This window comes from Streptomyces sp. YGL11-2 (genome assembly GCF_050054615.1).
In the GTDB taxonomy this organism is placed as follows: domain Bacteria; phylum Actinomycetota; class Actinomycetes; order Streptomycetales; family Streptomycetaceae; genus Streptomyces.
The window spans coordinates 86,405-113,271 of record NZ_JBNHIN010000009.1 but is presented as its reverse complement, the minus strand read 5'-3'; the positions used below and the strand labels follow the sequence as shown (position 1 = coordinate 113,271).

The 26,867-nt window shown below is 73.4% G+C and carries 20 protein-coding genes and 3 pseudogenes; 17 read left to right on the top strand and 6 right to left on the bottom strand.

The features are described from left to right. Positions 1-35: 35 nt before the first annotated feature. Positions 36-572, bottom strand: coding sequence for an HNH endonuclease (locus ACO1BR_RS13025; protein WP_006605595.1), 537 nt, complete (start codon positions 570-572; stop codon positions 36-38). A 288-nt stretch (positions 573-860) separates the two neighbouring features. Between ACO1BR_RS13025 and ACO1BR_RS13020 the strand changes: the two genes are divergently transcribed. The 9 genes and pseudogenes from ACO1BR_RS13020 to ACO1BR_RS12980 all read left to right on the top strand — a co-directional run bounded on the left by ACO1BR_RS13020 (position 861) and on the right by ACO1BR_RS12980 (position 9,869). Continuing rightward, on the top strand, positions 861-1,946 hold the full coding sequence (locus ACO1BR_RS13020) for a mechanosensitive ion channel family protein (protein ID WP_426795221.1): 1,086 nt from the start codon (positions 861-863) through the stop codon (positions 1,944-1,946). A 152-nt stretch (positions 1,947-2,098) separates the two neighbouring features. Further along, the gene (locus ACO1BR_RS13015) at positions 2,099-2,431 is read left to right on the top strand and encodes a hypothetical protein (RefSeq protein ID WP_426795220.1); all 333 of its coding nucleotides are present in this window, start codon (positions 2,099-2,101) and stop codon (positions 2,429-2,431) included. Between the two features lie 306 nt (positions 2,432-2,737). Next, complete coding sequence (locus ACO1BR_RS13010; RefSeq protein ID WP_426795219.1) at positions 2,738-3,925, top strand: ROK family protein; 1,188 nt, start codon at positions 2,738-2,740, stop codon at positions 3,923-3,925. Positions 3,926-4,050: 125 nt separating this feature from the next. After that, positions 4,051-5,391: an extracellular solute-binding protein gene (locus ACO1BR_RS13005; RefSeq protein WP_426795218.1), complete on the top strand. Its 1,341-nt coding sequence runs from the start codon at positions 4,051-4,053 to the stop codon at positions 5,389-5,391. A gap of 11 nt (positions 5,392-5,402) precedes the next feature. Continuing rightward, positions 5,403-6,359, top strand: coding sequence for a carbohydrate ABC transporter permease (locus ACO1BR_RS13000; protein ID WP_426795217.1), 957 nt, complete (start codon positions 5,403-5,405; stop codon positions 6,357-6,359). Between the two features lie 111 nt (positions 6,360-6,470). Then, positions 6,471-7,376, top strand: a complete 906-nt coding sequence (locus ACO1BR_RS12995) for a carbohydrate ABC transporter permease (protein WP_426795216.1) — start codon at positions 6,471-6,473, stop codon at positions 7,374-7,376. Positions 7,377-7,422: 46 nt separating this feature from the next. Further along, positions 7,423-8,346 (top strand): annotated as a pseudogene (locus tag ACO1BR_RS12990) (6-phospho-beta-glucosidase); the annotation flags it as partial. Between the two features lie 132 nt (positions 8,347-8,478). Next, positions 8,479-8,886: pseudogene (locus tag ACO1BR_RS12985) on the top strand (6-phospho-beta-glucosidase); the annotation flags it as partial. Further along, entirely contained in the window at positions 8,877-9,869 is a 993-nt protein-coding gene (locus ACO1BR_RS12980; protein WP_426795215.1) for an N-acetylglucosamine kinase, read from the top strand. The pseudogene ACO1BR_RS12985 and the gene ACO1BR_RS12980, both read left to right, overlap by 10 nt. 86 nt (positions 9,870-9,955) lie before the next feature. Here the strand turns inward: ACO1BR_RS12980 and ACO1BR_RS12975 are convergent, their stop codons facing one another. After that, positions 9,956-10,261 (bottom strand): hypothetical protein, encoded by a 306-nt coding sequence (locus ACO1BR_RS12975; RefSeq protein ID WP_426795214.1) that lies wholly within the window; start codon positions 10,259-10,261, stop codon positions 9,956-9,958. Positions 10,262-10,481: 220 nt separating this feature from the next. Beyond that, positions 10,482-11,174, bottom strand: a complete 693-nt coding sequence (locus tag ACO1BR_RS12970; protein WP_159503731.1) for a FadR/GntR family transcriptional regulator — start codon at positions 11,172-11,174, stop codon at positions 10,482-10,484. A gap of 700 nt (positions 11,175-11,874) precedes the next feature. Between ACO1BR_RS12970 and ACO1BR_RS12965 the strand changes: the two genes are divergently transcribed. The 8 genes and pseudogenes from ACO1BR_RS12965 to ACO1BR_RS12930 all read left to right on the top strand — a co-directional run bounded on the left by ACO1BR_RS12965 (position 11,875) and on the right by ACO1BR_RS12930 (position 23,540). Beyond that, the gene (locus tag ACO1BR_RS12965) at positions 11,875-13,290 is read left to right on the top strand and encodes a hypothetical protein (protein WP_426795213.1); all 1,416 of its coding nucleotides are present in this window, start codon (positions 11,875-11,877) and stop codon (positions 13,288-13,290) included. A gap of 38 nt (positions 13,291-13,328) precedes the next feature. Continuing rightward, positions 13,329-14,348 carry a glutamate ABC transporter substrate-binding protein gene (locus ACO1BR_RS12960; RefSeq protein WP_426795212.1) on the top strand — a complete coding sequence of 340 codons (1,020 nt, stop codon included), beginning with the start codon at positions 13,329-13,331 and terminating at the stop codon, positions 14,346-14,348. A gap of 267 nt (positions 14,349-14,615) precedes the next feature. Continuing rightward, a complete protein-coding gene (locus ACO1BR_RS12955; RefSeq protein WP_426795211.1) occupies positions 14,616-15,935 on the top strand; it encodes a hypothetical protein in 1,320 nt (439 codons plus the stop codon). Further along, positions 15,932-18,631 carry a tetratricopeptide repeat protein gene (locus tag ACO1BR_RS12950; RefSeq protein WP_426795210.1) on the top strand — a complete coding sequence of 900 codons (2,700 nt, stop codon included), beginning with the start codon at positions 15,932-15,934 and terminating at the stop codon, positions 18,629-18,631. The genes ACO1BR_RS12955 and ACO1BR_RS12950 overlap by 4 nt, the downstream gene beginning before the upstream one ends. A gap of 361 nt (positions 18,632-18,992) precedes the next feature. Beyond that, positions 18,993-20,339 (top strand): PP2C family protein-serine/threonine phosphatase, encoded by a 1,347-nt coding sequence (locus ACO1BR_RS12945; protein ID WP_426795309.1) that lies wholly within the window; start codon positions 18,993-18,995, stop codon positions 20,337-20,339. 305 nt (positions 20,340-20,644) lie between these two features. Next, positions 20,645-21,265 (top strand): annotated as a pseudogene (locus ACO1BR_RS12940) (hypothetical protein); the annotation flags it as partial. Between the two features lie 76 nt (positions 21,266-21,341). Next, on the top strand, positions 21,342-23,012 hold the full coding sequence (locus ACO1BR_RS12935; protein WP_426795209.1) for an FHA domain-containing protein: 1,671 nt from the start codon (positions 21,342-21,344) through the stop codon (positions 23,010-23,012). A 123-nt stretch (positions 23,013-23,135) separates the two neighbouring features. Then, the gene (locus ACO1BR_RS12930) at positions 23,136-23,540 is read left to right on the top strand and encodes a globin (protein ID WP_426795208.1); all 405 of its coding nucleotides are present in this window, start codon (positions 23,136-23,138) and stop codon (positions 23,538-23,540) included. Between the two features lie 301 nt (positions 23,541-23,841). On the opposite strand, the gene ACO1BR_RS12925 is transcribed toward ACO1BR_RS12930, so the two are convergent. From ACO1BR_RS12925 to ettA, 3 genes are read right to left on the bottom strand one after another with little or no spacing between them, the layout of a single operon-like run. Further along, entirely contained in the window at positions 23,842-24,582 is a 741-nt protein-coding gene (locus ACO1BR_RS12925; RefSeq protein ID WP_426795207.1) for a hypothetical protein, read from the bottom strand. After that, positions 24,579-25,013, bottom strand: coding sequence for an acyl-CoA thioesterase (locus tag ACO1BR_RS12920; protein ID WP_426795206.1), 435 nt, complete (start codon positions 25,011-25,013; stop codon positions 24,579-24,581). The genes ACO1BR_RS12925 and ACO1BR_RS12920 overlap by 4 nt, the downstream gene beginning before the upstream one ends. A 5-nt stretch (positions 25,014-25,018) precedes the next feature. Next, on the bottom strand, positions 25,019-26,683 hold the full coding sequence (gene ettA / locus ACO1BR_RS12915) for an energy-dependent translational throttle protein EttA (RefSeq protein WP_426795205.1): 1,665 nt from the start codon (positions 26,681-26,683) through the stop codon (positions 25,019-25,021). Positions 26,684-26,867: the final 184 nt, after the last annotated feature.

Sequence of the window (26,867 nt, the reverse complement as noted above, 5' to 3'; positions counted from 1 at the left end):
CCCCCCCCCCCCCCCCCCCACGACAAAACCCGGATCTATGCCGATACGGCATCGATCCGGGCCAGGGCGTCATCCGCGCCGTACGGCTGCAAGTAGGGCAGCCAGCGCGGGTCCCTATGGCCCGTGCCGATGATCCGCCACGCCAGTCCTGACGGCGGGGCGGGCTGATGGCGCAGCCGCCAGCCGATCTCGGCGACATGGCGGTCGGCCTTGACGTGATTGCAGCGCCGGCAGGCGGCGACGACGTTCTCCCAGGTGTGCTGGCCGCCGCGACTGCGCGGGATGACGTGGTCGACGCTGGTTGCGACGCCACCGCAGTACATACAGCGCCCGCCGTCACGCGCGAACAGCGCCCGGCGGGTCAGTGGGACGGGGCCACGAAAGGGCACTCTCACAAACCGCTTCAAGCGGACCACGCTCGGAGCCGGTATGACATGGGTCGCGCTGTGCATCAGGGCGCCGGACTCCTCAAGGCTGACGGCCTTCTCATTGAGGACGAGGATGAGCGCGCGGCGGAGCGGTACGACGCCGAGCGGCTCGTACGACGCGTTGAGGACCAGGACATGCGGCACGGGTGCCTCCTTGTACGCCGGCGGCGCGTGGCTCGCGCCGGGACGATCTCCCCACAGTGTCCCCCGGTGCCTGGTCGGAGCGCCACCATGACCAGGTAACGGGCCCGAGGTGTTTTCCACCACACCCGCGCAGATCCCGCCGGATCCGGCTCTTTCCGGGCGTTCCGGGGCCGCGGTGATCGAACACAGGCGCGGTCTGCCCTCGTTGCCCCGTTAGTGTGTTAGATCTGCCCGGCCCGTTGGGTCCCAGCACGGCCGGGCGTGCTGTCCCTCACGGAAGGTTCCGCTGTGTACTGGTCCGCTTCGTCGGCCACCGCCGCGCCGCTGCGCACCGCCGCGGCCGGCTCAACCGGTCCGACCTCCCTCGACGAGGCCACCCAGAAGGCCACCAACGCCGCCGGCTGGGTGCAGGCGAACTGGGGGACGTGGCTCACGTCCGCCCTGCAGATCGTGCTGATCCTCGTCATCGCGGTGGTCCTGCGGCATGTGATCCGCCGCACCATCACCAAGCTCATCGAGCGGATGAACCGCACCGCTGCCGCCGCCCAGGGCACCGCGCTGGGCGGGCTGCTGGTCAACGCCGAGCGGCGGCGGCAGCGCTCCGAGGCGATCGGCTCGGTGCTGCGCAGCGTCGCATCATTCGTGATCATGGGCACGGCGGCGCTGACCGTGCTCTCCGTCCTCCAGATCAACCTGGCCCCGCTGCTGGCCAGCGCGGGCGTGGCCGGTGTCGCGATCGGTTTCGGCGCCCGCAACCTCGTCACCGACTTCCTGTCGGGCGTCTTCATGATCCTGGAGGACCAGTACGGCGTCGGCGACGAGATCGACGCGGGCGTGGCCACCGGCACGGTCATCGAGGTCGGCCTGCGGGTCACCAAGCTGCGCGGCGCCAACGGCGCGATCTGGTACATCCGCAACGGCGAGGTGAAGCGGATCGGCAACCTCAGCCAGGGCTGGTCCACCGCCAGTGTCGACGTGCTGATAGCCGCCGACCAGGACCTGGAGCGGGCCCGCACGGTGATCGCCGACGCCGGCGAGGAGATGTCCAAGGCCGAGCCCTGGAACGAGCAGTTGTGGGAGCCGGTGGAGGTGCTCGGCCTGCGCGAGGTCTCGCTGGAGACCGTCACCATCGGTGTCACGGCCAAGACCATGCCCGGCAAGTCGGCCGGCGTGGAGCGCGAACTGCGCTGGCGCGTCAAGCAGGCACTGGACGCGGCCGGCATCCACCTCGCACCGCGCCCGGTCGCCGACGAGACGGACGCGGCGCCCGCCGACCCGGCCGCCGGGATGACCGCCCCCTCGGCCCTCGGCAACCCGGCGTCCCCGCAGTCGCAGAGGTTGAACCCGATCCCGCCGCCGCAGTTGGAGAAGTAGCCCGGCACGACACAGAGGGAGGTGTGACGCACGTCACACCTCCCTCTGTCATACGTACCGCTCCCCCGCATCGTGTGCCGGATGTCAGCACCGCCGGTCCGCACGGGACACCCCGCGCGGCCGGTGCGCACGACGGAGAAGGAGATGTACGGATGACCATCCGCAATCGCGTGGCCACGGGGGCCGTCGCCTCGGTACTGATGCTCGGCGGCGCGGCGGCCCTGACGGCCGCCGCCCCCGCTTCCGCGTCCGCCCGGATCCAGAACGACCTCAGCTGCACCACGAACACCGACGGCCGCCGGGGCACCGCGGACTGCACCAACAACACCAACCGCACCATCGCCTTCCGGGTGACCGTGGTCTGCGGCTGGTGGCCCGACCAGACCGGCCCGTGGCGGACCCTCAACCCGGGCGCCCGCGACCACTCCGAGGCCACCTGCGACGGCGGCACCGGCGTCGGCAGCGTCAACTGGCAGGAGGGCTAGCACCGTCAGACCGCTGTGAACGGGGGCCGGAGCGGCGTACGGGGGATTCCGGCCCCGGGAGGGACGGGGGGATCCCTCGGGGGAAGAGGGGGGCGTACCGGTTGACCACCGGGCGCCCCCCTTCACCATGTCCGGCCCGTACGGCGCCCGTTGCCCGCGGCGGGCTCCGCGGCACACGACGCCCCGACCGCGGCGACGCGGCGGGCGAATCCACCGCCGTAGCCATTGACGCGCCCCTGATGTGCGGCCTACCTTCCCTTCCAGGAATTGGAAGGTTTCCTAACAGAAACGGGGTGGGCGGCAACCATGGCCACAGCAGGACAGGGAACTCCCGGCACACCTCGGGTACTCCGCGCGATGAACGACCGGGCCGCGCTGGACCTGCTGGTGTCCCAGGGGCCGCTGACCCGCACCCAGATCGGCGAGCTGACCGGCCTGTCGAAGCCCACCGCCTCCCAGCTCCTGGCCCGGCTCGCCGCCGCCGGACTGGTGCGCACGACCGGGAACGTCACCGGCCGTCCGGGCCCCAACGCCCAGCTGTACGAGGTCAATCCGCTGGCCGCGCACGTCGCCGCGCTCGCCGTCGACCCACTCGGCATCACCGCCGCCGTCGCCGACATCACCGGCCGGGTCCTCGGGGAAGCACGCGTCGGCACCGACGCGGTCGCCGAGGACACCCCACACCGCACCGCCCGGCTGGTGGCCCAGGCCGTCGACGAGGCGCTGCACCAGGCCGGGCTGGACCGCGAGCGGCTGCACGGCGCGGTCATCGGCACCCCCGGCGCACTCGACCCGCAGACCGGCCGACTGCGCTACGCCCCCCACCTCCCCGGCTGGCAGTCGCGGGCCGTGAAGGACGAACTGACCGCCGTCCTCGGCATCCCCCTCGTCATCGAGAACGACGTCAACCTGGCCGCGGTCGCCGAACAACACGACGGCGCCGCCCAGGACTTCGACGACTTCGTCCTGGTGTGGGTCGACGAGGGCGTCGGCGCCGCGATCGTCCTCGGCGGCCAGCTGCTGCGCGGCGCCACCGGCGGCGCCGGCGAGATCGGCTACATGCCGCTGCCGGGCGCCCCACTGGCCCGCGGCGGCGACCGCAGTGCCGCCCGGCCCGACGCCGGCGGCGGCTTCCAGCGGCTGGTCGGGGCACCGAGCGTCATCGAACTGGCCCGGGAACACGGGGCGTCGCAGGTCCGCACCGTCGCCGGGGCGCTTGCCCGGGACGACGTCCGCGCGGAGGTGGCACGGCGGCTGGCGACCGGGCTGGCGGCGGTCGTCGCGGTCGTCGACCCGCGGCTGGTGGTGCTCTCCGGCGAGGTCCCGCAGGCCGGCGGCGAGGCACTGCGCGCCCTGGTCGAGGAGGAGTTCACCGGGCTCGCGCTGCCCCGCCCCGACATCCGCATCAGCGACATCGCGGGTAACCCCATCCTCACCGGCGCCCTCCGCACGGCACTCGACGAGGCCCGCGACGCGGTGTTCGACACCGCGTGAGCACCGCGTAGGCACCACATGGGCACCCCGCGCCGGCGACCGGCCGCCGCCACACCGCCGTCACGGCCGTCACCGCCGTCACCGCCCCGACCGCCCCGCACGCCCCTGCCGCAAAGGATGGCGCCATGCCGCTCCCGCGTCTGCGTATCTGCCTGCCGGCGGCACTGGCCGGCGCCGGACTGCTCCTCGCCGGATGCGCCCGTCCCGCCATCGGCAGCGACCGCGACGACCCCACCGCGCCGGTCACCCTCACGTTCTGGCACGGCTGGTCCAACGCCGACGAAGTGAAGGCCGTCGACGACAGCATCGCCCGCTTCGAGAAACTCCACCCCAACATCCGGGTGCGGGCGACCGGAAACGTCACCGACGACACCATGAACCAGGCGCTGCGGGCCGGCGGCGGCGACGCACCCGACGTCGTCTCGTCGTTCACCACCAACAACGTGGGCCAGTACTGCACCACCGGAATGTGGGCGGACCTCGACCCCTTCCTGAAGAAGACCGGAGTGGTCAAGGAGAAGGTCTTCCCCAAGCCCCTCCTCGCCTATACGCGGTACCGCGGAAAGCAGTGCGCCCTGCCACTGCTCGCCGACACCTACGGGCTCTACTACAACAAGAACGCCTTCGAAAAAGCCGGCATCACCCGTCCCCCGCACACCATGTCCGAACTGAAACAGGACGCCGTCAAACTCACCCGGCGCACCGCCGACGGCGCGTACCGACAACTCGGCTTCATGCCCAACTTCCGCCTCTACCAGAACAGTCCGGACCGGCTGTTCGCCCAGTGGGGCCCCACCTATTTCGACCGGAACGGAGCCGCGCAACTGGCGAAGGACCCGGCGACCGAGGAATTCCTCACCACCCAGCGGCAACTGATCGACGCCCAGGGCGGATACGGCCCGACGGAGAGGTTCCGTACCACCTTCGGCGACGAGATGTCCTCACAGAACGCCTTCCTGACCCAGAAGGTGGCCATGCACATGGACGGCGAATGGCGCGGCCTGCTGCTGAAGAAAGCCCATGCGCCGTTCGCCTGGGGCACCGCGCCGATGCCCGTACCGGACGACCGGGCCGACACCTACGGCCGCGGCTACCTCACCGGAACGGTCGCCGGCATCGCCCACAGCAGCCGGCACCAGAACGCCGCCTGGGAACTGGTGAAATTCCTGACCGTCGACACCGACCAGGTCGTCGCCCTCGCCAACGCCCTCCACAACGTCCCCTCCACCAACGCCGCGCTCACCTCCCCGAAACTGGACGCCGACCCGACCTTCCGCACCTTCCTCGACATCACCGCGAATCCGCACAGCACCGCAATGCCGCCGTCCGACAACGGCGGCCAATACGTCACCGCGCTCCAGGACTTCGCGTACGACGTCGAAGCCGGAAAGGTCCGCGATCTCGGCGCGGGACTCCGCACACTCGACGCACAGATAGACGCCGACAACCTCCAGTCCGAGAACTGACGGAGCGCCCCATGGCAGCCATGACGACCACCGCGCCCGCGCTGCGCCGCAAACGCACCCGCGAACGACTGCGCATCGCGGGATTCCTCTCCCCCTGGCTCATCGGCTTCTCGGTCTTCTTCGGATATCCGCTGATCGCCACCGTCTATTTCTCGTTCATGCACTACAACCAGATCGAGCGGCCCGCATTCGTGGGCCTGCGGAACTGGACATACGTCCTGACCCAGATGCCGCTGTTCGGGCCGGCGCTGTGGAACACGCTCTGGCTGGTCGTGGTGATGGTCGCGCTGCGGGTCGCCTTCGGGCTGGGCATCGGCCTGCTCGTCACCAGGGTCAAGGCCGGCGCCGGCTTCTTCCGCACCGCGTTCTACCTCCCGTATCTGGCGCCCCCGGTGGCCGCCACCGTCGCCTTCGTCTTCCTGCTCAACCCGGCGACCGGCCCGGTCAACGACATCCTCGGCGCCGCCGGCATCCCCGCCCCCTCGTGGTTCAACGACCCCCACTGGGCCAAGCCGTCACTCGTCCTGCTGTCCCTGTGGGGCATCGGCGACCTGATGGTGATCTTCATGGCGGCGCTGCTCGACGTACCGAAGGAGCAGTACGAGGCCGCCGAGCTGGACGGGGCCGGCGCCTGGGGGAAGTTCCGCTACGTCACCTGGCCGTCGATCACCCCGATCGTGCTGTTCGCGGTGGTCACCGGCGTCGTCCAGACCATGCAGTACTACACCCAGGCGCTGGTCGCCGGAAAGCTCGCCTCCGGCGTCTCCATCGGGCCCGGCACCGTCATCCAGCCCGGCTACCCGGACCACTCCACCCTCACCGTCCCGCAGCTCGTCTACTCGCTGGGCTTCCAGAACTTCAACACCGGCGCGGCCTGTGCGCTCTCCCTCGTCCTGTTCGCCCTCGCGATGGCCGTCACCACCCTGCTGATGCGCAGGCGCGCCGGCCTGCTCCCGGCGGAGGACTGACCCGCCATGACGGAGGACCGACCCGATGTGACGAAGGACCGATCCCACGTCACGGAAGACCGACGCCATGTGGCGGAGGAACGATCCGACGTGGCGGAGGAACGATCCGACGTGACCACCACGACGCTTCCCAAGCGCCCTGCCCCGGCCCGCACCCCCCGCGCCGCCGGCGGCCCCGCGGCCCGCGCCCGCCGCAAGCGGCTGCTGCACTGGATCGCCGTCCACTCCGCGGCCCTGGCCGCCGCCCTCTTCTTCCTCCTCCCGTTCGTCTTCGTCCTCCTGACCTCCGTCATGAGCGACGACCAGGCCATGAGCGGCGAACTGTGGCCGCACACCTGGCACTGGTCCAACTACGCGACCGTGTTCACCACCCCCGGCTTCCTCGACTGGTGGCGGAACTCCCTGCTCTACGCGGGCCTGGGCACCCTCTTCACCGTCTGCTCGGCGGTCCCCGTCGCCTACGCTCTGGCCAAGCTCCGCTTCCGCGGGCGCCGGGTGGCGATGATCCTGGTCATCTCGACGATGATGCTGCCGCCGCAGGTCGTCGTGATGCCCATGTACCTGGTCTGGGCGCAGCAACTGCACCTCGCCGGCTCCGTCTGGCCGCTGATCATCCCCATGGCCTTCGGCGACGCCTACTCCGTCTTCCTGCTGCGCCAGTTCCTGCTGACGATCCCTCAGGAATATTTGGAGTCCGCCAAGGTGGACGGCTGCGGCGAACTGCGCACCCTCCTGCGCATCGTCGTCCCGATGGCCCGCCCCGGCATCGCCGCCATCTCCCTCTTCCAGTTCTTCTTCTGCTGGAACGACTACTTCGGCCCGCAGATCTACACCGCGCAGAACCCCGCCGCCTGGACGCTCTCCTACGGCCTGGAGTCCTTCAAGAGCGCCCACAACGTCAACTGGAACCTCACCACGGCCGCCACCGTGCTGGTGATGGCCCCCGTCATCGTCGTCTTCTTCTTCGCGCAGAAAGCCTTCGTCGAAGGCGTCACACTCACCGGAGTGAAGGGCTGAAACGGACATGCTGCCGACTTCCGGGGGACGCCCCCCGTACCCCCGCATCAAACTCGCAGTGGTCGGCGGAGGCTCGACCTACACCCCCGAACTCGTCGACGGCTTCGCCCGGTTGCGTGATGTCCTGCCGCTGGCCGAACTCGTCCTCGTCGACCCCGCCACCGACCGGCTGGCACTGATCGGCGCGCTGGCCCGCCGGATCTTCGCCGCGCAGGGGCACCCCGGCCGGATCACCTGGACCGACGACCTCGACGCCGGCCTGGACGGCGCGGACGCGGTCCTCCTCCAGCTCCGCGTGGGCGGCCAGGCCGCCCGCAACCAGGACGAGACCTGGCCGCTGGAGTGCGGCTGCGTCGGCCAGGAGACCACCGGCGCCGGCGGCCTCGCCAAGGCGCTGCGCACCGTCCCCGTCGTCCTCGACATCGCCGAACGGGTCCGCCGCCGCTGCCCCGACGCCTGGATCGTCGACTTCACCAACCCCGTCGGCATCGTCACCCGGGCACTGCTCACCCACGGCCACAAGGCCGTCGGACTGTGCAACGTGGCCATCGGCTTCCAGCGCAAGTTCGCCGCACTGCTCGGCGTCGCCCCCGAGCAGGTCGAGCTGGAACACCTCGGCCTCAACCACCTCACCTGGGAACGCGCGGTACGCGTCGACGGCGACGACGTCCTCCCCGCACTCCTCGCCGCACACGGCGACGCCATCGCCGCCGACCTCCGCATGCCCCGCGCCGTCCTGGACCACCTGGGCGCCGTCCCCTCCTACTACCTCCGCTACTTCTACCAACACGACGCGGTGGTGAGGGAGTTGCGCACCAGGCCCTCCCGCGCCACCGAGGTAGCCGCCATCGAACGCCAACTCCTCGACCTGTACGCCGACCCGTCCCTGACGGAGAAACCGGCCCTCCTCGCCCGACGCGGCGGCGCCTTCTACTCCGAGGCAGCGGTGAACCTGACGTCCTCACTCCTGCGCACACCCCCCATGGAGCCCGCCCCGGCCGACGCCACCGGCATCGACGACGCCACCGACGCCGCCGACCTCGCCAACTCCGGTGTCCAGCCCGGCGGCACGGGGGGCGGGGGCGGGGACGGGGGCGGGGGCGGGGGCGGGGGCGTACCGAGCGTTGCTCCTCAGACCGGCGGTGGGCACGGCACCGGCGGCCGGCGGCCCGTCCGGGCTCCCGGGCCCGGTGACACCCAGATCGTCAACACCTTCAACAACGGCACGTTCGCGTTCCTGCCCGACGACGCGGTGATCGAGGTCCCGGCGACGGTGACCTCCCGGGGGGCCGCCCCCCTCCCCCTCCGCCCCCTCGCCCCCCTTTTCAGTGGTCTGGTCGCGCATGTCACGGCCTATGAACACCTGGCCCTGGAGGCTGCCCTGAAGGGCGGCCGGGACCGGGTCTTCTCGGCGCTCCTCGCACACCCCCTCATCGGCCAACTCGACTACGCGGACCGGCTCACCGACGAGCTGATCGCGCACAACCGGGAGCACCTCACGTGGGCCTGACCGGCACGGCGCTCGCCATCGACGCGGGCAACAGCAAGACCGATGTGGCACTGGTGACCGTGGACGGCAGGGTCCTCGGCCGGGCCCGCGGCGGCGGCTTCCAGCCCCCGGCGGTCGGCGCCGCCCGCGCGGTGGACGTCCTGGCGCCGCTGGTGGCATCGGCACGGGCGCAGGCCGGACTGACCCGCGGCGGCTCCGTCGACCACATCTCCGCCTTCCTCGCCAACGCCGACCTCCCGGCCGAGGTGACCGGCCTGACCGCCGAGATCGCCCGCCGCGGCTGGTCCGGCACCGTCACCGTCCGCAATGACACCTTCGCCCTCCTACGGGCCGGGCTCCCGGACGACGGCGAACCGCTGGGCGTCGCGGTGGTCTGCGGCGCGGGCATCAACTGCGCCGGCCTGGGCCACGGTGGAGCCACCGCCCGCTTCCCGTCGATCGGCCGGATCTCCGGCGACTGGGGCGGCGGCTCCTTTCTCGCCGAGGAGGCGCTGTGGCACGCGGCCCGCGCCGAGGACGGTCGGGGCGCCCCGACCGAACTCGCCCGCGCGCTTCCCGCGCACTTCCGCCTGCGCACCATGCCGGAGCTGATCGAGGCCCTGCACCTCCAACGGATCCCCGACGCCCGGCGCCACGAACTGACCCCCGTTCTCTTCGATGTCGCCTCGGCCGGCGACACCCTCGCCCGTGGGATCGTGGCCCGCCAGGCGGAAGAGATCGCTCTCCTGGCCACCGTCGCCCTGCGGCGCCTCGACCTCCTTTCCGAACCCACCCCGGTGATCCTCGGCGGCGGCGTGCTGGCGGCCCGCCATCCCCTGCTCCACGATCACCTCACCCACCTCCTCGCGGAGCGGGCACCGAAGGCCGTCCCCCAGGTCGTCACCGCCCCACCGGTGCTCGGCGCGGCACTCGACGCCCTGGACCGGGCAGGGGTGCGGAAGGGGGCAGCGGCCTATGCGCGGCTGCGGGGGGCCTGGAGGTAGACCGTCCCCGGACCTGGGCCTGCGCATCGGGACGGGGCGCAGGGCGGCTGCGTCTGCTGCCCGGCTCCGGTCGGCAGGTGCCCGGCTCAGCCGACCTGGACGCAGTCCCCCCGGCCCGTCTCCGTACGTTCGCCGGGGGCCAGGACGATGTCGGTGGGTGGTGGGGAATGCTCGCGTTCCGTGACGATGGTGATGTGGTGGTCGGTGTCGTTGATGATGGCAGTGAGTGAGCCGTCGGCGGCGTGGAAGATGGGGTACGTACCGGCCGGGTTGATGTAGGTCGTGGCGCCGATGGTGAGGAATCCGCTGGCCGTTGGGGTGGGTTCTGGGGCGGTCGGCGGCCCGGCGGGGGACTTGGCGAGCGGGGCGAGAAGCTTGTTCCAGTAGCGCACGGTCGTGCCTCCGATGAGTGGGTGGGGTGGCGCGGTGACCACCTTTCGTAACTCAGAGTAGTCGGCGGCGGGGTGGGCGTCACCGGCGTGCGGGAGTGAATCGAGGGGCGTGGAGGGCGGGGCGCGCGCCCCTTGACTGGGCGACCTGTGCGGGGATGACCGGGCCGCGACGACGGCCGCGGGCGGTCAGTCGTCTCGGGCAGTCAGTCGTCGCGGACGGTCAGTCGTCGAACGGCAGGGCCAGGTCCCGTACATGGCCGGCCAGGAGGAGGACGGCGGCGTCGACGGCGGCCTGCGGATCCCGGGCGCGGATCGCGTCGGTGAGGCGGGAGTGCGGGTCGGTGGGGGCCGCGGTGGCGGTGTCGAGGCAGGCGGCGCGGCGGAGTTCATCGCGCAGCGCGGCGCTGAGGGAGCGGTAGATGTCGGCGAGCACGGGATTGTCGCCGGCCTCGGCCACCAGGACGTGGAACTCGGCGTCGGCGGCGGTGAACACCTCGCTGTCGTGCGCGGCGAGGGCGGCCTTGCGGCGGGCCAGCGCGGCCTCGATGCCGGCGAGTTGGGCGTCGGTGCGGTGCTTGGCGGCCTGCCGTGCGGCGACCACGTCGAGGCCCTGGCGGACCTGGGTGACATGGGTGAGTTCGGCGCGCTCCAGGCGGCGGCGGAGGGCGACCGCGCTGTCGTCGTCGGAGATCACGAAGGTGCCGTCGCCCTGCCGGGGTTCGAGGAGCCCGGAGTGGACGAGGGAGCGGACCGCCTCGCGGACCGAGGCGCGGCTGACGCCGAGCGTTTCGGCGAGGGCGCTCTCCGGCGGGATGCGGCTGCCCACGGGCCAGGTGCCGTTGACGATCTGGCCGCGGATCTCGTCGGTCGCCGACTCCACGAGGGACACCCTGCCCTTGCGGACGGTCTGCACGCGATCACTCCCTTCGGCCGGTCGTCCGGCATACGCCGCACGGTCCCCCGGGCCACCCGATACCGGTCGCCCGATGTCCGGTGATTCCCCGGCCACTGTAATGCGGCGGCCGGTGGTCGTGCGGCGGTCATGGGCGGTACGGATACCGGCCCGGGTACGGAAGCGGGCCCGGGTGCAGGTGCGGGCGCGGATGCGGGCCCGGGTGCGGGCACGGGCGCGGATGCAGGTGCAGGTGCAGGTGCAGGTGCAGGTGCAGGTACGGACGCGACGGAAGGGTGCCCGTTCCGGCGGGCTGCGGTCGGACCAGGGCGCGGGCCCCCTCCTGCCCCAGCCGATCGGCCACCCCCGTCCCGACCGCAGACCACTCCCCGTCCCGGCCGAAGACCACCCACCCATCCCGGCGGAGGGCTACCCTCCGCTTCCGGCCGGAGGGCCGCCCTCCGTTCCGGCCGCCCGCCGGGCCGTGGAACCGCGCCCGGCGGGCGGGCGTGGTGTGGGGTGAGCGGGCGGGCCGGGTGGGTTGTGGGGCGGATGGCAATCCGAGCAAGATCGGGTCAAGACCGGTGTGGTTGTCGGTGGCGGAGGACATACTGACGGCCGTGCACCCGTGCCCGTGAGCGCTCTCGCGGGTGCCGGGGCGGGGGCCGGGCCCGCAGTCAGCGACCTAGGGGGTGGTTCGTCGGTGTCGTCCACATCGTCCGTGACGTCGGTTTCCGCGGTGCCGTCCGGGGTGTCCGCGCTGGCCGGCGGCGCCCCGGAGCCCGGCGTGCGGCGGCGCACCGCGTGGGCGGAGGGCCTGGACCGGCTGCGGGCCGCGGCGGTCACGGAGCCGGGCCGGCTGCGGGTGATCGGGGCGGTGCTGGCGCTGCTGGTGCTGCTGTTCGGGGCGGCCACGGCCTGGCAGGTGTCGAGCCGGTCGGCGGCGGCCGACGACGTGGTGGAGCGGAGCCAGCCGCTGACCGCGGACGCGGCGAGCATCTACCGGTCGCTGGCGGACGCGGACACGACGGCCGCCGGGGGGTTCCTGGTGGGCGGCGCGGAGAGTACGGCGACCCGCGCCCGGTATGCGGCGGATATCGCGACGGCGTCGGAGCTGCTGGTCACGGCGTCGGCGAACACCCGGGGTTCGGGCACGACGGATCCTGCCCGGGTGCAGATCGCCAGGCTCGGCAAGCTGCTGCCGCGCTATACGGGACTGGTCGAGACGGCGCGGACGAACAACCGGCTGGGGCTGCCGCTGGGCGGCGCGTATCTGCGGTATGCGAACGACCAGATGCGCGAGGAACTCCTCCCGGCGGCGGGGGCGTTGTACGAGGCGGAGACGGTGCGGCTGTCCGCCGACTACGGGCGGGCGAAGGCATGGCCGTTGTTCGCGCTGGCTGCGGGGGTGATGGCCATCGGTGCGCTGGTGTGGGCGCAGCGCAGGCATTACCGGTGCACCAACAGGGTGTTCAACACCGGTCTGCTGGCGGCCACGGCGGCGTCGGTGGCGGTGCTGCTGTGGCTGGTGGCGGGGCACACGGTGGCGCGTGCGGGGCTGACGCGTTCGTACGAGCACGGTGCCCGGTCGCTGCGGGTGCTCAACAAGGCGCGGATCGACGCCCTTCAGGCGCGCGGGGACGAGAATCTGACGCTGGTGGCGCGCGGCGCGGTGTTGACCGGCGACCAGAAGGACTTCTACGAGGTCGGCTTCCGTGCCGGGATGCAGGATCTGGTGGGCGCCGGCCGGGGCGGGGCGGCGGCCGGCGGCCGGCTGGGGGCGGCGCTGGCGCTGGCGGGCGACGATGCGGGGCGGCGGCCGGTGCGCGACGCGGTGGCGGCCGTGGGGGAATGGCAGGCGCGGCACGCCGAGGCGCGGGAGGCGGACGACAAGGGGGATTACGGGCGGGCGCTGGCGAAGGTGATCGGCCCGGGTGCCTCTACGGGGGCGTCGTTCGACCGGGTCGACGCCGGGCTCCAGCAGGCGCTGGTGCATGAGCAGGACAGGTTCCGGTCGGCGGCGGACGGCGGGCGCGGGGCGTTCGCCGGGCTGGCGAAGGGGGCCGGGGTGCTGGCCGTGCTGGCCGCGGCGGGTGCGGTGCTGGGTATCGGGCGCAGGCTGTCGGAGTACCGATGATGGGGCCGGGTGAGCCGGGTGAGCCGGGTGGGAGGGACATGAGGATGCGCGCGCGAGGGCTCGGGAATCTGCGTGCCGTCCTGGCGCCGGTCGCGGCCGGTATGTCGGTGATGGCGGTGGCCGCGGCCGTACTGGTGCCGGCGCTGGGCCGGGACGCCGCGGCGGGCGCTCCGGACGGGGTGTCCGGCCCTCCGGCGGTGCATCGCGCGTACGGGCCGGGGACGGCGGCGGCCCGGTCGGCGGCGGCGCAGTGCACTGCGGGCACTGCCGCGGAGAGCCTGCGGCCGTCGGCGGAGGACGGTCCGGCGGTGGAACGGATCAAGAAGAAGGGCCAGTTGGTCGTCGGCGTCGACCAGAACACCTACCGGTGGGGGTACCGCGACCCCGGTACGGGGCGGCTGGAGGGTTTCGACATCGATCTGGCGCGGGCGATAGCCAGGGACATCCTGGGGCCGGACGCCAAGGTCGTGTTCCAGGCGGTGCCGACCAACCAGCGGATCCCGGCGGTGCAGAAGCGCACGGTCGACATGGTGGTGCGGACGATGACGATCAACTGCACGCGCAAGGAGCAGGTGGCGTTCTCGACGGCGTACTTCCAGGCGGGGCAGCAGGTGCTGGCGCCGAAGTCGTCGTCGGTGCGGGCGTTCGACGATTCGCTGCGCGGCAAGCGGGTGTGCACGGCGGCCGGTTCGACGGGGGAGACGGCGCTGGCGGCGCAGAGCCACGGCGCGCGGGTGCTGCGGGTGCCCAACCAACTCGACTGCCTGGTGCGGCTGCAGCTCGGCGAGGCGGACGCGGTGGTCACCGACAGTGCGCTGGCGGCGGCGCAGGCGGCGCAGGATCCGACGGTCGAGCTGAAGGGCAGGCCGTTCACGGACGAGTCGTACGGCGTGGCGATGAACAAGGACGACACGGATCTGGTGCGCCGGGTCAACAAGGTCCTGGACGACTATCGGGGCGGCGGTGCCGACAGCCCCTGGATGCGGGCGTACCGCACGTGGCTGAAGGCCGATCTGCCGGGGATATCGGGGCCGCCGTCGCCGGAGTACAGCGACTGACGGCCCTCGGCCAGTGGCCGGGTGACCCACGGAGCGCCCGAGGGGGTCACGGTGACTCCGCTCCCCACCCGAAGGAGGAAGCTTCCCACCCGAAGGTCGCGGTCCGGCCCGAACCGGCCCCTTGCGAGGCGTCGGAAAGGTACCACCGGCCAGGGAATCGCCAGGAGAATGGAAGGGCTGGAGCGGGAGGAGAGGGAGCGGCAGGACCGACGAGTGACCCAGGCGCACCAACCGCCGTGCACCGTATGCGTATTGGAGAGGTGATCGATGGGGGTCCCTGGACCCTTCCCCGGCTCGGCGGGGAGGCCCGATGCCCCGGCGCTGGACCGGGAGGAGGTGGACCGCGCGCTGGCGCGGCTCGGCGCCGAGTACGAGGCGATCGAGACGTCGCTGCTGGCGTTGCAGGACCATGCCGGCCGGCGGCTCCTGGAGGGCGCCGATCTGTCGGGTACCACCAAGGAGCGCTGGGCCGCGACGGAGCGGTCCATCACGGTGCTGTGGTCGCTGTTCGACGCCTATACGGCGGTGTTGACGGCGGCCCGTGAGCTGCGCGCCCGGCGGCGCTGGCCGTCGGTGGAGGATCTCGCGGAGCTGACGGGGCTGCTGCGGGGCGGCGAGGTGACGGTGCCGGGTGCGGCGGCCGGCGGGCCGGAGGGCGAGGTGCCGGCGCCGGGCGAGCGGTTCAGCCTGGAGGGGCTGGTCGAGCGGATGAACGGGCTGTACGCGCGCTCGCTGGACGTGATCGTGGCGGCGGACGCGGTGTGGTCGGCGCTGCCGGCCCGTATAGACCTGCTGGCCGCCGAGTTGCAGCGGACGCGGTCGCTGGCGCACTCGGTGGGGGTGCGTCCCGGGGAGCATCCGGCGGGCGACGACCTGGAGCGGATCACGGACGAGCTGGTGCGGCTGCGTGCCCAGGTGATCGCGGATCCGCTGGCGTTCTGGGTGTCGTCGTCGACGGGGAGTTCGGCGCCCGGCGGCGGCCGTCCGGACACCGCCCGCTACGACCGGGCGGCACGGGCGCTGGAGGAGATCCGGCGCGAGGTGGCGGCGGTGCTGGACGTGCGGCAGGACGCGGAGCGGCGGCTGATGGTGCTGCGGGACGTGCTGTCGCGGGCGGACCGGACGCTCACCGAGGCGCGGCAGGCCCGCGGCGAGGTGCTGGCGAAGATCGCCGCGTCGGAGGTGCCGGCGGTCAGCGGCCCGTCGACGGTGCTGCACGAGCAGTTGGCGGCGGCCGCGGAGTACCGCCGCCGGGCGCAGTGGCACCGGCTGTCGCCGCTGCTGGACAGTCTGGAGGAGCGGGCCGAGGACGAACTCCAGCGGGCCCGTGAGTCGTTGACGGCGGTGACCGCCCCGCTGGCGGTGCGCGCCGAGCTGCGCGGCCGGCTGGACGCGTACCGGGCGAGGGTGGCGCGGCACGGGCCGGCGGAGGATCCGCTGCTGGTGGAGCGGTACGACGTGGCGCGGCGGATGCTGTGGAGCGCGCCGTGCGATCTGCGGGCGGCCGAACAGGCGGTGTGGCGGTATCAGGAGGCGGCGGCGGAGGCGCTGGCTCTGGAGCAGGTGGACGGCAAGGGGGAGTCGTGACGGAGCGGGACGGGGCGCGGTGCCAGCGGCGGGACTGCGGGGGGCGGTACGAGGACGTCGGCGACGGCGAACTGTACTGCGGCGTCTGCGGGCTGGCGCCGGTGGTCTCGCCCGAGGGGCTGCTGTCGTCGCCGGCCACGGGAGTGACGGCGCGGGCGCTCATCGGGGGTGCGGCGACGGTCGCGGCGCCCCCGCCGACGGGGGTGCGCTCCCCCGGGACGGCCGGCACCCACGCGTCCGGCGGCCGCGGCGACCGCAGCGGGGACGGGGAGGACGGTGCCGGCGGCGGTGCGTCCGGGCGGTCCGGCGCCGGGCGCCGCTCGCGCGCCCTCGCGGAGGGCGAGGCGGCCCGGGAGAGATCCGCGGTGTCGGCGCGCGGTTCGGGTCCGGGCGGCGGCGCGGGCACCGGTTCCGGTTCCGGGTCGTCGCGGGGGCGGCTGGGGGCGGGCCTGGTGGCGGTCCCCGCGGTGCCGCGGCCCGATCCGCGGTCGGCGGTGCTGGCGCACCCCGAGGTCCCGGAGCGGAAGCGGTTCTGCAGCCGCGGTGAGTGCGGAGCGCCGGTGGGCCGCGGGCGGGGCGGCGAGCCGGGATGGACGGAGGGGTTCTGCACCAAGTGCGGCCATCCGTACAGCTTCGTGCCCAAGTTGCGGCCCGGGGACGTCGTCCACGACCAGTACGAGGTCGTGGGCTGCCTCGCGCACGGCGGGCTGGGCTGGATCTATCTGGCGATGGACCACGCGGTCGACGACCGGTGGGTGGTGCTCAAGGGCCTGCTGGACACCGGTGACGAGGAGGCGCTGGCGGCGGCGGTGTCCGAGCGGCGGTTCCTCGCCGCGATCGAGCACTCCAACATCGTGCGGATCTACAACTTCGTGGAACACCTGGACCGGGCGACGGGCAGCCGGGACGGCTACATCGTCATGGAGTACGTCGGCGGCAAGTCGCTCAAGGACCTCGCCAACGAGCGGCGCACGCCCCAGGGTCGCCGCGATCCGCTGCCGGTCGAGCAGGCGTGCGCGTACGGCATCGAGGCCCTGGAGGCGCTCGGGCATCTGCACAGCCGCAAGCTGCTGTACTGCGACTTCAAGGTCGACAACGCCATCCAGCAGAACGACCAGCTCAAGCTGATCGACCTGGGCGCGGTGCGCCGGATGGACGACCACGAGAGCCCCATCTACGGCACGATCGGCTACCAGGCGCCCGAGGTCGCCGAACTGGGCCCCTCCGTCGCCTCCGACCTGTACACCGTCGCACGCACCCTCGCCGTCCTCACCTTCGACTTCCAGGGCTACACCAACGTCTTCGCGGACTCGCTGCCGGACCCGGACAACATCGAGGTGTTCCGGACGTACGAGTCGTTCTACCGGCTGCTGGTGCGCGCCACGGACCCGGACCGGGACCGCCGGTTCGCGTCCGCGGAGGAGATGGCCGAGCAGCTGACCGGCGTGCTGCGGGAGGTGATGGCGCTCCGGTCGGGTGAGCAGCGGCCGGCGCTGTCGACCCTCTTCGGACCGGAACTGCGGGTCGTGGACACGGAGTTGATGGTGTCGGCGGCGGGCGACGGCTCGCGGCTGGGCGCCCGCGGGGCGCCCCCGGCCGGCGCGGTGGCGGCGGAGCCGGGGGGCGCGCCCCCCGGTCCCGTGCTGCGACCGCTCGACACGGCCGGGGCCGCGCTGGCGCTTCCGGTGCCGCGAGTGGACCCCGACGACCCCAACGCCGGCTTCCTGGCCGGGCTGCACGCCGCCCCGGCCGAGCTGCTGGCGGCCCTGCGCGCGGCGCCCGCCGACTCCCCGGAGGTCCGGCTGCGCATGCTGCGGGCCCGTCTGGAACTGGGCGACGGCGTGGCGGCGCTGGCGGCCCTGGAGCCCGCCGGGGCGGGTACCGGCCACGGCGGCGAGGAGTGGTGGGCCGCCGGGAAGCCGGAGGCGGACGCGGACTGGCGGACGGTGTGGCACCGCGGGCTGGTGGCGCTGGCGACCGGCGACCGGGAGGGGGCCGCGCTGGCCTTCGACGCGGTCTACGACGCCTTCCCGGGCGAACCGGCGCCGAAGCTGGCACTGGGCATCAGCGCGGAGCTGCTGGGGCAGTTGGAGAACGCCGCCGAGTACTACCGCCTGGTGTGGACGGCCGACCGCGGCTACGTCAGCGCCGCGTTCGGGCTGGCCAGGGTGCGGCTGGCGGCCGACGACCGGGCGGGCGCCGTGGAGGCCCTGGAGTCGGTGCCGGAGTCGTCCATCCACTACACGGCCGCCCGGGTCGCCGCGGTCCGCGCCCGGCTGCGGGAACGCTCGCCGCGCGAGGCGCTGCTGCCGGATCTGCGGGCCGCCGCCGAACAGGTCGAGGCGCTCGCCGACTTCGGGCTGGACGACCGGCGCCGGGCGCAGCTGGCCACCGAAGTACTGGGCAGCGCCCTGGACTGGGTACTCTCCGGGAGCCACGGCGACGGGCCGGACGGCCGGCCGCCGGACGGTGCCCGGCCGGATGAACGACCGGACGGCGAACGGCCGGACGGGGCCGCCGCGCCGACCGTACCGCCGCAGCGGCCACCGCTGCTCGGCAGCGCACTGGACGAACGCGGCCTGCGGTTCGGGCTGGAGCGGTCGTACCGCCTGCTCGCGCGGCTTGCGCAGCGTGGCGAGGAAAGGATCGAGCTGGTGGAACGGGCCAACCGCTTCCGCCCCAGGACGTGGGTGTGACATGGGTGTGACTGGGCCGTCCCGGTGCCGGAGCTGCGATGAGCTGCTCGATACGGGGGACAACTTCTGCGGGCGGTGCGGCGCCGAACTCCTGACGCCCGCCGTGACGGGGGACGGAAGGCCGGACGGGCCGCCGGTGGTGGCGGCCGGCGGCTACGGCGCGCCGGCGAGCCGCGAGGCCGCGCCGGCGGCGGCGTACGGGGCGCCGGCCGGGTTCGGGCCGCCCGCGGGGGCCGCCGCCCCGGCGGGGCCGCCGCCGCCCGACCCCAAGACCCGCATTCCGTACGGGGATGCGGGCGCGCCGCCGGCGCCGGGCCAGGTACCCGCCGCGCCCGGTGCCCGGCCCGCCGACCCCCGGGTCGTGGGGTACGAGGCCGTCGCCGACGCCGCGGCCGGAGCGGAAGCAGAAGGAGAAGGAGAAGGAGAAGGAGAAGGAGAAGGAGAAGCAGGGGGGGAAGTAAGAGGGGAAGTAGGAGGGGAAGCGGAAGGGAACAAGGCAGCGGAAAGGGAAGAAGCGGTGGCAGCACCGGGCGGGGCGCGGCCCGCGGCCGGGGAAGATGCCTCCGCGCGGGAACCGACCGGGACGGCGTCGCGAGCGGCCGGCGAAACAGACGCACCAGCAGAGGCGGAAGCAACGGCGGAAGCCGAAGCGGAAGCAGCCGGGGACGGCGAAGAGGAACGGGAAGAGGAACAGGTAGGGGAAGGGGGACGGGAAGGAGAAGGGGAACCCGTGCCGGGCGGCTCGGTGGACGCCGGTGCGGACACCGGACCGGACACCGGTTTCGGCGCCGCTGTGGACGCCGCCCCCGAGGCCCCGTCCTCCGCCGCCCCGTCCCCCGGCCCCCCGTCCCCCGCGCCGCCGGCGCCCGGGCGTCAACGCGATCACCTGGAGAGCGAGTTGGCGGGTATCGCGGCGGTCAGTGACCGCGGCCACCGCCACCACCGCAACGAGGACTTCTACGCGCTGGCCGCCACCGAGCTGCCGGACGGTTCGCCCGTCGTGGTCGCGGTGGTCTGCGACGGGGTCTCCTCGGCGACCCGCCCGGACGACGCGTCCAAGGCGGCGTCCGAGACGGCGGGTACCGCCCTGCGGCTGTCGCTGGTGCGCGGTACGCACCCCCAGCAGGCCATGCACGAGGCCATCATGGCGGCCTCCGCGGCAGTCGACGCGCTGGCCGCCGACCCCTCGATAGCGCACGACGAGTACCGCCAGCAGAACGCCCCGGCCTGCACCTTCGTCGGCGCGGTGGTCGGCGGCGGGCTGCTGACCGTCGGCTGGGTCGGCGACAGCCGCGCCTACTGGATCCCCGACGACCGCACGGCACCGCCCGTCCGGCTCACCGAGGACGACTCCTGGGCCGCCCAGATGGTCGCCAACAACCTGATGACCGAGGCCGAGGCGAACGCCGACGAGCGGGCCCACGCCATCACCGGCTGGCTGGGCGCGGACGCGTACGAGGTCGAGCCGCACACCGCGGTGTTCAAACCGGACGGCCCCGGCATCGTCGTGGTGTGCACGGACGGGCTGTGGAACTACGCCGAGTCGGCGGACGCGATGGCCGCGGTGCTGCCCCTCGACGCGCCGGTACGGCCGCTGCACGGCGCCCGCACACTGGTCGCGCACGCCCTCGGCGGCGGCGGGCACGACAACGTAACGGTCGCGCTGGTGCCGTTCCCCGCACCCACAGGAGGGGCAGGATCGGCCTGAGCCTCCCCCTCGCACCAGTCGGGCAACCGGCCCCTCCTGCCGCGGCGGCCGTCCGCCCCCGGGCCGGCCGGCGGGGCGGGGCCCAAGGAGCGGACCAGATGGCCAACTTCGCCAAGTCGCACGTACCGCGCTTCTCCGCCGAGGTACACCAGAACCCCTGCCTTCCCGAGGGCGGACGGGAGGTGCACGCCGTCGTCACGGTCACCGCGACCGGCGGCGGGACGACCGGCGGGCGCCCGGTGCCCGCGCAGCGGACCGGCCCGGACGGGCCGGTCCCGGCGGTGCCGGACGCCGCCGCGGGCCTCGTCGCCGGTGTGGGGCTGCGGGTGTGGACGCCGCGCGGCGCCGCGGTCGCCCGCCTCCGGCAAGTGGCTCCCGCCGTCGAGGACCTGACCGCCCGGCGGCGGGCGGCGGGCCCCCGCTGTGGGGAGTATCCGACCGGCTCCTGGGGTGACGAGTCGCGTGACTACCACCTCTGTTTACGGGTCCCGGACGCCGGCCTCGGCCGGCGGATGCTGGCCGCCCGGGTCTCGCTGGTGCTCTGCGGACCGGACGGCTCCGCTCCGCAAACCCTGTCGCAGGCACTCGTCAAGGCCGTCTGGACCGACGATCCGGCCGCCGCCGCGGCGATCGACCCACAGGTCGCGCACTACTCAGGACGGGCGGAACTGGCGCAAGTCATCCAACAGGGGCTGGATGCCCGCAAGTCGGGAGATGCCGCCCGCGCCGCGGCGATGCTGGGCCGGGCGGTGCAGTTGGCCCGCGCCTCCGGGAACGGGGAGACTGCGAAACTCCTTGCGAAGGTGGTGGACGTCGTCGATGCCGCGACCGGTACTGTGCGACTGCGGGCGAAGGTCGCCGGGGCCGACGGGAGGACTCCCGGAACACGCTCGACGGCCACCGTCCGCGCCGCCGAACAGCCCTAGAAAAAGCCACAGAAGATCACCAACAGCACCGATCAGTACCGCCCTGAAGAAATGGTACGGAGGGGGAAGAACCGACATGCCGACCTGCCCGAACGGCCACCAGTCGGTGGCCGAAGACTGGTGCGAGGTGTGCGGCCAGCGGATGGCGGGCGCTGTCCCCCCGCCGCCCTCTCTGCCCGCGGGGTTCCTGAACACCCCGCCGCCCGCCGAGCCGACCGGCCCCGCGGCACCGCCCCCGGGGCACCCCGGCCCGCCGCCGGCCGGCGGTCCGGGCGGACACGGTGCGCCCGGCCCCGGCCCGGTACCCGGCGCCCCCGGTCCCCAGGGCGGCCAGGGCGGCTACGGCTTCCCGCCGCCCGCCCCCGGACCCGGCGGTCCCGGCGGCCCTGGTGCCCCCGTACCCAGCGCCCCCGCCCCCGGTGGTCCCGGTGTCCACGGCGCTCCCGGCCCCGGCGACCCCGGTCCGCAGGGCGGCTACGGCTTCCCGCCGCCGGTCACCGGTCCGGGCGGCCCCGGCGGCCCCGCGCCGTTCCCCGGTGCGCCCGCTCCCTTCCCCGGCGCTCCCGACGCCTCCGGTACGCCGCCGCACGGCCTGCCCCCGCAGGGCACCCCGCCGCACGGCGCCCCCGCGCCGTTCCCGGTCCCCGGTGCCGAGCAGCCCGGCCAGCCGGCGCAGCCGGGAGCACCCGAGCTGTGCCCGCAGTGCCGTACGCCGCGCCAGGCGATGGCACCGTTCTGCGACGAGTGCCGCTACAACTTCCTCACCAACTCGCCCACTTCGTTCGCCCCGCCGCCCGGCGCCCCCGGCCCCGGCACGCAGGGCGGCCAGGGCGGCTACGGCTTCCCGCCGCCCGCCCCCGGACCCGGCGCCCCCGTATCCGCTACGCAGGGCGGGCAGGACGGCTACGGCTTCCCGCCGCCGCAGCAGGGTCCGCCGCCCGGTATGCCCGGCCCCGGCGGCTTCCCGGGTCAGCCCGGCCCGCCCCCCGGCATGCCCGGCCCCGGTCTCGCAGGTCAGCCCGGTCCGCCGCCCCCGCAGCAGGGCGACGACTGGACGCTGAACCCGCCGGCCGCCCAGCACGCGGCCCCGCCGATGGCCCCCGCGCCGCCCGGCCCCGGCCCGCAGGCCCCGTTCGAGCAGCAGCCGCCCGCGCCCTTCCCGCAGCAGCCGCAGCAGCAGCAGCCGGCACCGTACGGGCAGCAGCCGCAGCCCGGACCGTACGAGCAGCAGCCGCAGCAGCCCGGTCCCTACGAGCAGCAGCCGGGCCCCGACGGGCAGTGGCACGGCGCTCCCGGCCCGGGTCCGGCGGCGCCGCCGCAGGGTCCGCCGCCGGTCGTCGGCGACGGCTGGGTGGTGGCCGTCGCGCCGGACCGCGAGTACTTCATGGCGATGATGGCCCGCAGCGGCCCGGAGGCGGCGGGGCTCAACCTGCCCTCGTACTCCCCCGAGCAGATGCTGCCGCTCGCCAACGGGCAGATCGCGGTCGGCCGCCGCCGGAACAGCACCGGTGAGTCGCCGGACGTCGACCTGGGCCGCGCGCCGGAGGACCCGGGCGTCTCGCACCAGCACGCCCTGCTCGTCCAGCAGCAGGACGGCAGCTGGGCGGTAGTCGACCAGAACTCCACCAACGGCACGACGATCAATCTCGCCGAGGAGCCGATCCAGCCGTACGTGCCGGTGCCGCTCCACGAGGGCGACCGGGTGCACGTCGGCGCCTGGACGACCCTGACAGTCCGCCGGGGCTGACCGCTCCCGGCAGCAGCACCCCAACTCCGGGGCGTGATCAGCCGATCGCGCCCCGGAGTCGTGTCCGGCCGCCCCCGCCCTACGACCGAAGTCCTCGGCCGGGGCGTCTGCCACCATGGACCGGTGAACAACATTCCGCACGGCGCGCTTCAGGAGCAGACCTTCTACGAGCAGGTCGGCGGCGAGGACACCTTCCGCCGCCTGGTGCACCGCTTCTACCAGGGGGTCGCCGAGGACCCGCTGCTGCGGCCGATGTACCCGGAGGAGGACCTGGGCCCGGCCGAGGAGCGGCTCGCCCTCTTCCTCATGCAGTACTGGGGCGGCCCCCGTACGTACAGCGAGGGCCGCGGCCACCCACGGCTGCGCATGCGGCACGCCCCGTTCACCGTCGACCGGGCCGCGCACGACGCGTGGCTGCGGCACATGCGGGACGCGGTGGACTCCCTCGGGCTGGCCGAGGACCACGAGACGCAGCTGTGGAACTACCTCACGTATGCGGCGGCATCGATGATCAACACGGCGGAGTGAGAGACCTGTCACACCGAGGCCCGGCACATTGCCCCTGATGTGCCCGCGTCACGATCGGGCCTGATGCCGTGAGCCGCGGGTGCGCGCACACCGCCCGCTGCCGGCCGCTGTCCTCGTCTCGTACGGCGGAAGCCGCGGCGCGGCGCCACGGGGCTCCGCAAGACCCGACGCGGCACCTCCGGCACGCCTGCCCGGGCCCCGCGTCCAACTCACCTGGCCCGTCCAGCGCTTGAGAGCAAGCCCGAAGGGCGAACGGCCGGGGCCCGCGGCAACGGCGGCCACCCGCCGGCGCGGCCCCGTCTCAGACCGGCGAGACCGTCAGCCCCGACAGCCCGGCAAGCCCCGCCGGGCCCGCGGTCCGTACCGCGATCGACCCGTACGGTGTGCTCAGCCGCAGCCATCCCCCGGCGGCCAGCAACGACAGTCCCGGCGGCACCGCAGGGCCGCCTCCGGCAGCGGCACCGGCCCCGGCGCTGGCCGCCATCGCCCCCGCGCCGGCCCGCACCGGCCGCAGGAACCCGAGCGCCTGCGCCGCATGCACCGCCCGCAGCGGCAGATGGGTGTCACCGAGGGTCCGGGACCATATCTCCCGCCCGATCCGGTCGCGCTCGCTCCGCGTCCGCCGCTGCGGCGGCAACGCCTCGTCCCGCGCCCGGAATTCGGCGACCGCCGCGGCCACCGCGCGCGCCAGCGCCTCCGTCGAGGGCAGCCCCGGCACCCGCGTCCAGCCGCCGCGCGGCGGCAGCATCCCGGCCCACGGCGGGCCGGTGACCGCGGCGGGCACGGTCACCCGGTCCGCCGACTCCTGTACGCCTTCGAGGAGTTCGCCCGCGGACACGGTGACATCCAGCGTGAGGTCCTGCGCGAGCCGCGCCGTGCGGATCGCCAGCACCTCGAAGGACGGCGGCCGGCCGAACACCGCCAGCACCCCGCCCCCGGCCTGCATCCGCACCGCCGCCGCGCGGTCGTAGTGGATCAGCCGGGCGAGGAAGGCGGCGAGGTCCGCCGCCTCCCCGGCATCGGCCAGGTGCAGCGCCGTCATGCGGAGACGGCCCCCTCCTGGTGCGCGGCGTCGTCCAGGTACTCCTTGAGGATCGCCTTCTCCTCCGCGGTGAGGCGGCGCGGACGCCCCTCCGCGAAGTTGAACGGAACGACGACGGTCGAGGCCCGGAGGTAGACCGTCTCCTCGTCCTTGACCTCGTACCCCACCGTCATCGACGCGGCACTGATCTTCCTCACCCACAGCTCGACGGTCACCGGCTCGGGCCGGTGGACCAGCTGCCGCACGTAGTCGATCTCGTGCCGGGCGACGACCGAGCCGCCCTTGAACGACGGGCTGTCGCCCCCCGGCGCCAGCCGGCGCATGAAGTCGATCCGCGCCTCTTCGAGGTAGCGGACGAACACCGCGTTGTTGACGTGACCGAACGCGTCCATGTCCGACCAGCGCAGGGGGCAGGGGTAGAGGTGTCGCACGGCGGTCAGCCCCGGGTCAGCTTCTTGTACGTCGCACGGTGCGGACGGGCCGCGTCGGCGCCCAGGCGCTCGACCTTGTTCTTCTCGTACGACTCGAAGTTGCCCTCGAACCAGAACCACTTGGAGTCGCCCTCGTACGCCAGGATGTGCGTGGCGACGCGGTCGAGGAACCAGCGGTCGTGGGAGACGACCACGGCGCAGCCGGGGAACTCCAGCAGCGCGTTCTCCAGGGAGGACAGCGTCTCGACGTCGAGGTCGTTGGTCGGCTCGTCGAGGAGCAGCAGGTTGCCGCCCTGCTTGAGGGTGAGCGCCAGGTTGAGGCGGTTGCGCTCACCGCCGGAGAGGACCCCGGCCGGCTTCTGCTGGTCCGGACCCTTGAAGCCGAACGCGGAGACATAGGCCCGCGAGGGCATCTCGACCTGGCCGACGTTGATGTAGTCCAGCTCGTCGGAGACCACGGCCCACAGGGTCTTCTTGGGGTCGATGTTCTCGCGGCTCTGGTCGACGTAGGAGATCTTGACGGTCTCGCCGACCTTGATGTCGCCGGAGTCCGGCGTCTCCAGGCCCTGCAGCATCTTGAACAGGGTGGTCTTGCCGGCGCCGTTCGGGCCAATGACGCCGACGATGCCGTTGCGCGGCAGCGTGAAGCTCAGGTCCTCGATCAGGACCTTCTCGCCGAACGCCTTGTTGAGCTTGTCGACCTCGACGACGACGCTGCCCAGGCGCGGGCCCGGCGGGATCTGGATCTCCTCGAAGTCCAGCTTCCGCATCTTGTCGGCCTCGGCGGCCATCTCCTCGTAACGCGCCAGGCGGGCCTTGGACTTGGCCTGCCGCCCCTTGGCGTTGGAGCGCACCCACTCCAGCTCTTCCTTGAGGCGCTTGGCGCGCTTGGCGTCCTTCTGGCCCTCGACCTTCAGACGGGTCTGCTTGGTCTCCAGGTACGTGGAGTAGTTGCCCTCGTAGCCGATGGCGCGGCCGCGGTCGAGCTCCAGGATCCAGCCGGCGACGTTGTCGAGGAAGTACCGGTCGTGGGTGACGGCGACGACGGTGCCGGGGTACTTGGCCAGGTGCTGCTCCAGCCACTGCACGGACTCGGCGTCCAGGTGGTTGGTGGGCTCGTCGAGGAGCAGCAGGTCGGGGGCCTCCAGCAGCAGCTTGCACAGTGCGACGCGGCGGCGCTCACCACCGGAGAGGGTGGTGACCTGCCAGTCGCCGGGCGGGCAGCCGAGCGCGTCCATGGCCTGTTCGAGCTGGGTGTCGAGGTCCCAGGCGTTGGCGTGGTCGAGGTCCTCCTGGAGCTTGCCCATCTCCTCCATGAGCGCGTCGGAGTAGTCGGTGGCCATCAGCTCGGCGACCTCGTTGAAGCGGTGGAGCTTGCCCATGATCTCCTTGGCGCCCTCCTGGACGTTCTCCAGGACGGTCTTGGACTCGTCCAGCGGCGGCTCCTGGAGGAGCATGCCGACCGTGTAGCCGGGAGAGAGGAAGGCGTCGCCGTTCGACGGCTGCTCAAGACCAGCCATGATCTTCAGCACCGTGGACTTACCGGCGCCGTTGGGACCCACGACACCGATCTTCGCGCCCGGCAGGAAGCTCAGCGTCACGTCATCGAGGATGACCTTGTCGCCGTGCGCCTTGCGCGTCTTGCGCATCGTGTAGATGTACTCAGCCAAGAGAAACCGTCCGGCAGTCTGGATCTATCAGGTGGTCTGTGCGGCTCCGCCGCCTGGGCCATGGTGCGGCGTGGCCGCGCGAGGGCAGATACACCCATCTTGCCGTACCGGCATCCCCGGACGGAAACGGGTGCCACTGGGCGGACGTGCCGCGGCCCCGGAGCGCATGCCGCGCTCCGGGGCC

Excerpts from the sequence above, each read along its gene's own strand:
- ACO1BR_RS12955 (WP_426795211.1), top strand. The coding sequence starts at position 14,616 with ATGGGGGTCCCTGGACCCTTCCCCGGCTCGGCGGGGAGGCCCGATGCC.
- ACO1BR_RS13015 (WP_426795220.1), top strand. The coding sequence starts at position 2,099 with ATGACCATCCGCAATCGCGTGGCCACGGGGGCCGTCGCCTCGGTACTG.
- ACO1BR_RS13000 (WP_426795217.1), top strand. The coding sequence starts at position 5,403 with ATGGCAGCCATGACGACCACCGCGCCCGCGCTGCGCCGCAAACGCACC.
- ACO1BR_RS12925 (WP_426795207.1), bottom strand. The coding sequence starts at position 24,582 with ATGACGGCGCTGCACCTGGCCGATGCCGGGGAGGCGGCGGACCTCGCC.
- ACO1BR_RS13005 (WP_426795218.1), top strand. The coding sequence starts at position 4,051 with ATGCCGCTCCCGCGTCTGCGTATCTGCCTGCCGGCGGCACTGGCCGGC.
- ACO1BR_RS12935 (WP_426795209.1), top strand. The coding sequence starts at position 21,342 with ATGCCGACCTGCCCGAACGGCCACCAGTCGGTGGCCGAAGACTGGTGC.
- ACO1BR_RS13010 (WP_426795219.1), top strand. The coding sequence starts at position 2,738 with ATGGCCACAGCAGGACAGGGAACTCCCGGCACACCTCGGGTACTCCGC.
- ACO1BR_RS12960 (WP_426795212.1), top strand. The coding sequence starts at position 13,329 with ATGAGGATGCGCGCGCGAGGGCTCGGGAATCTGCGTGCCGTCCTGGCG.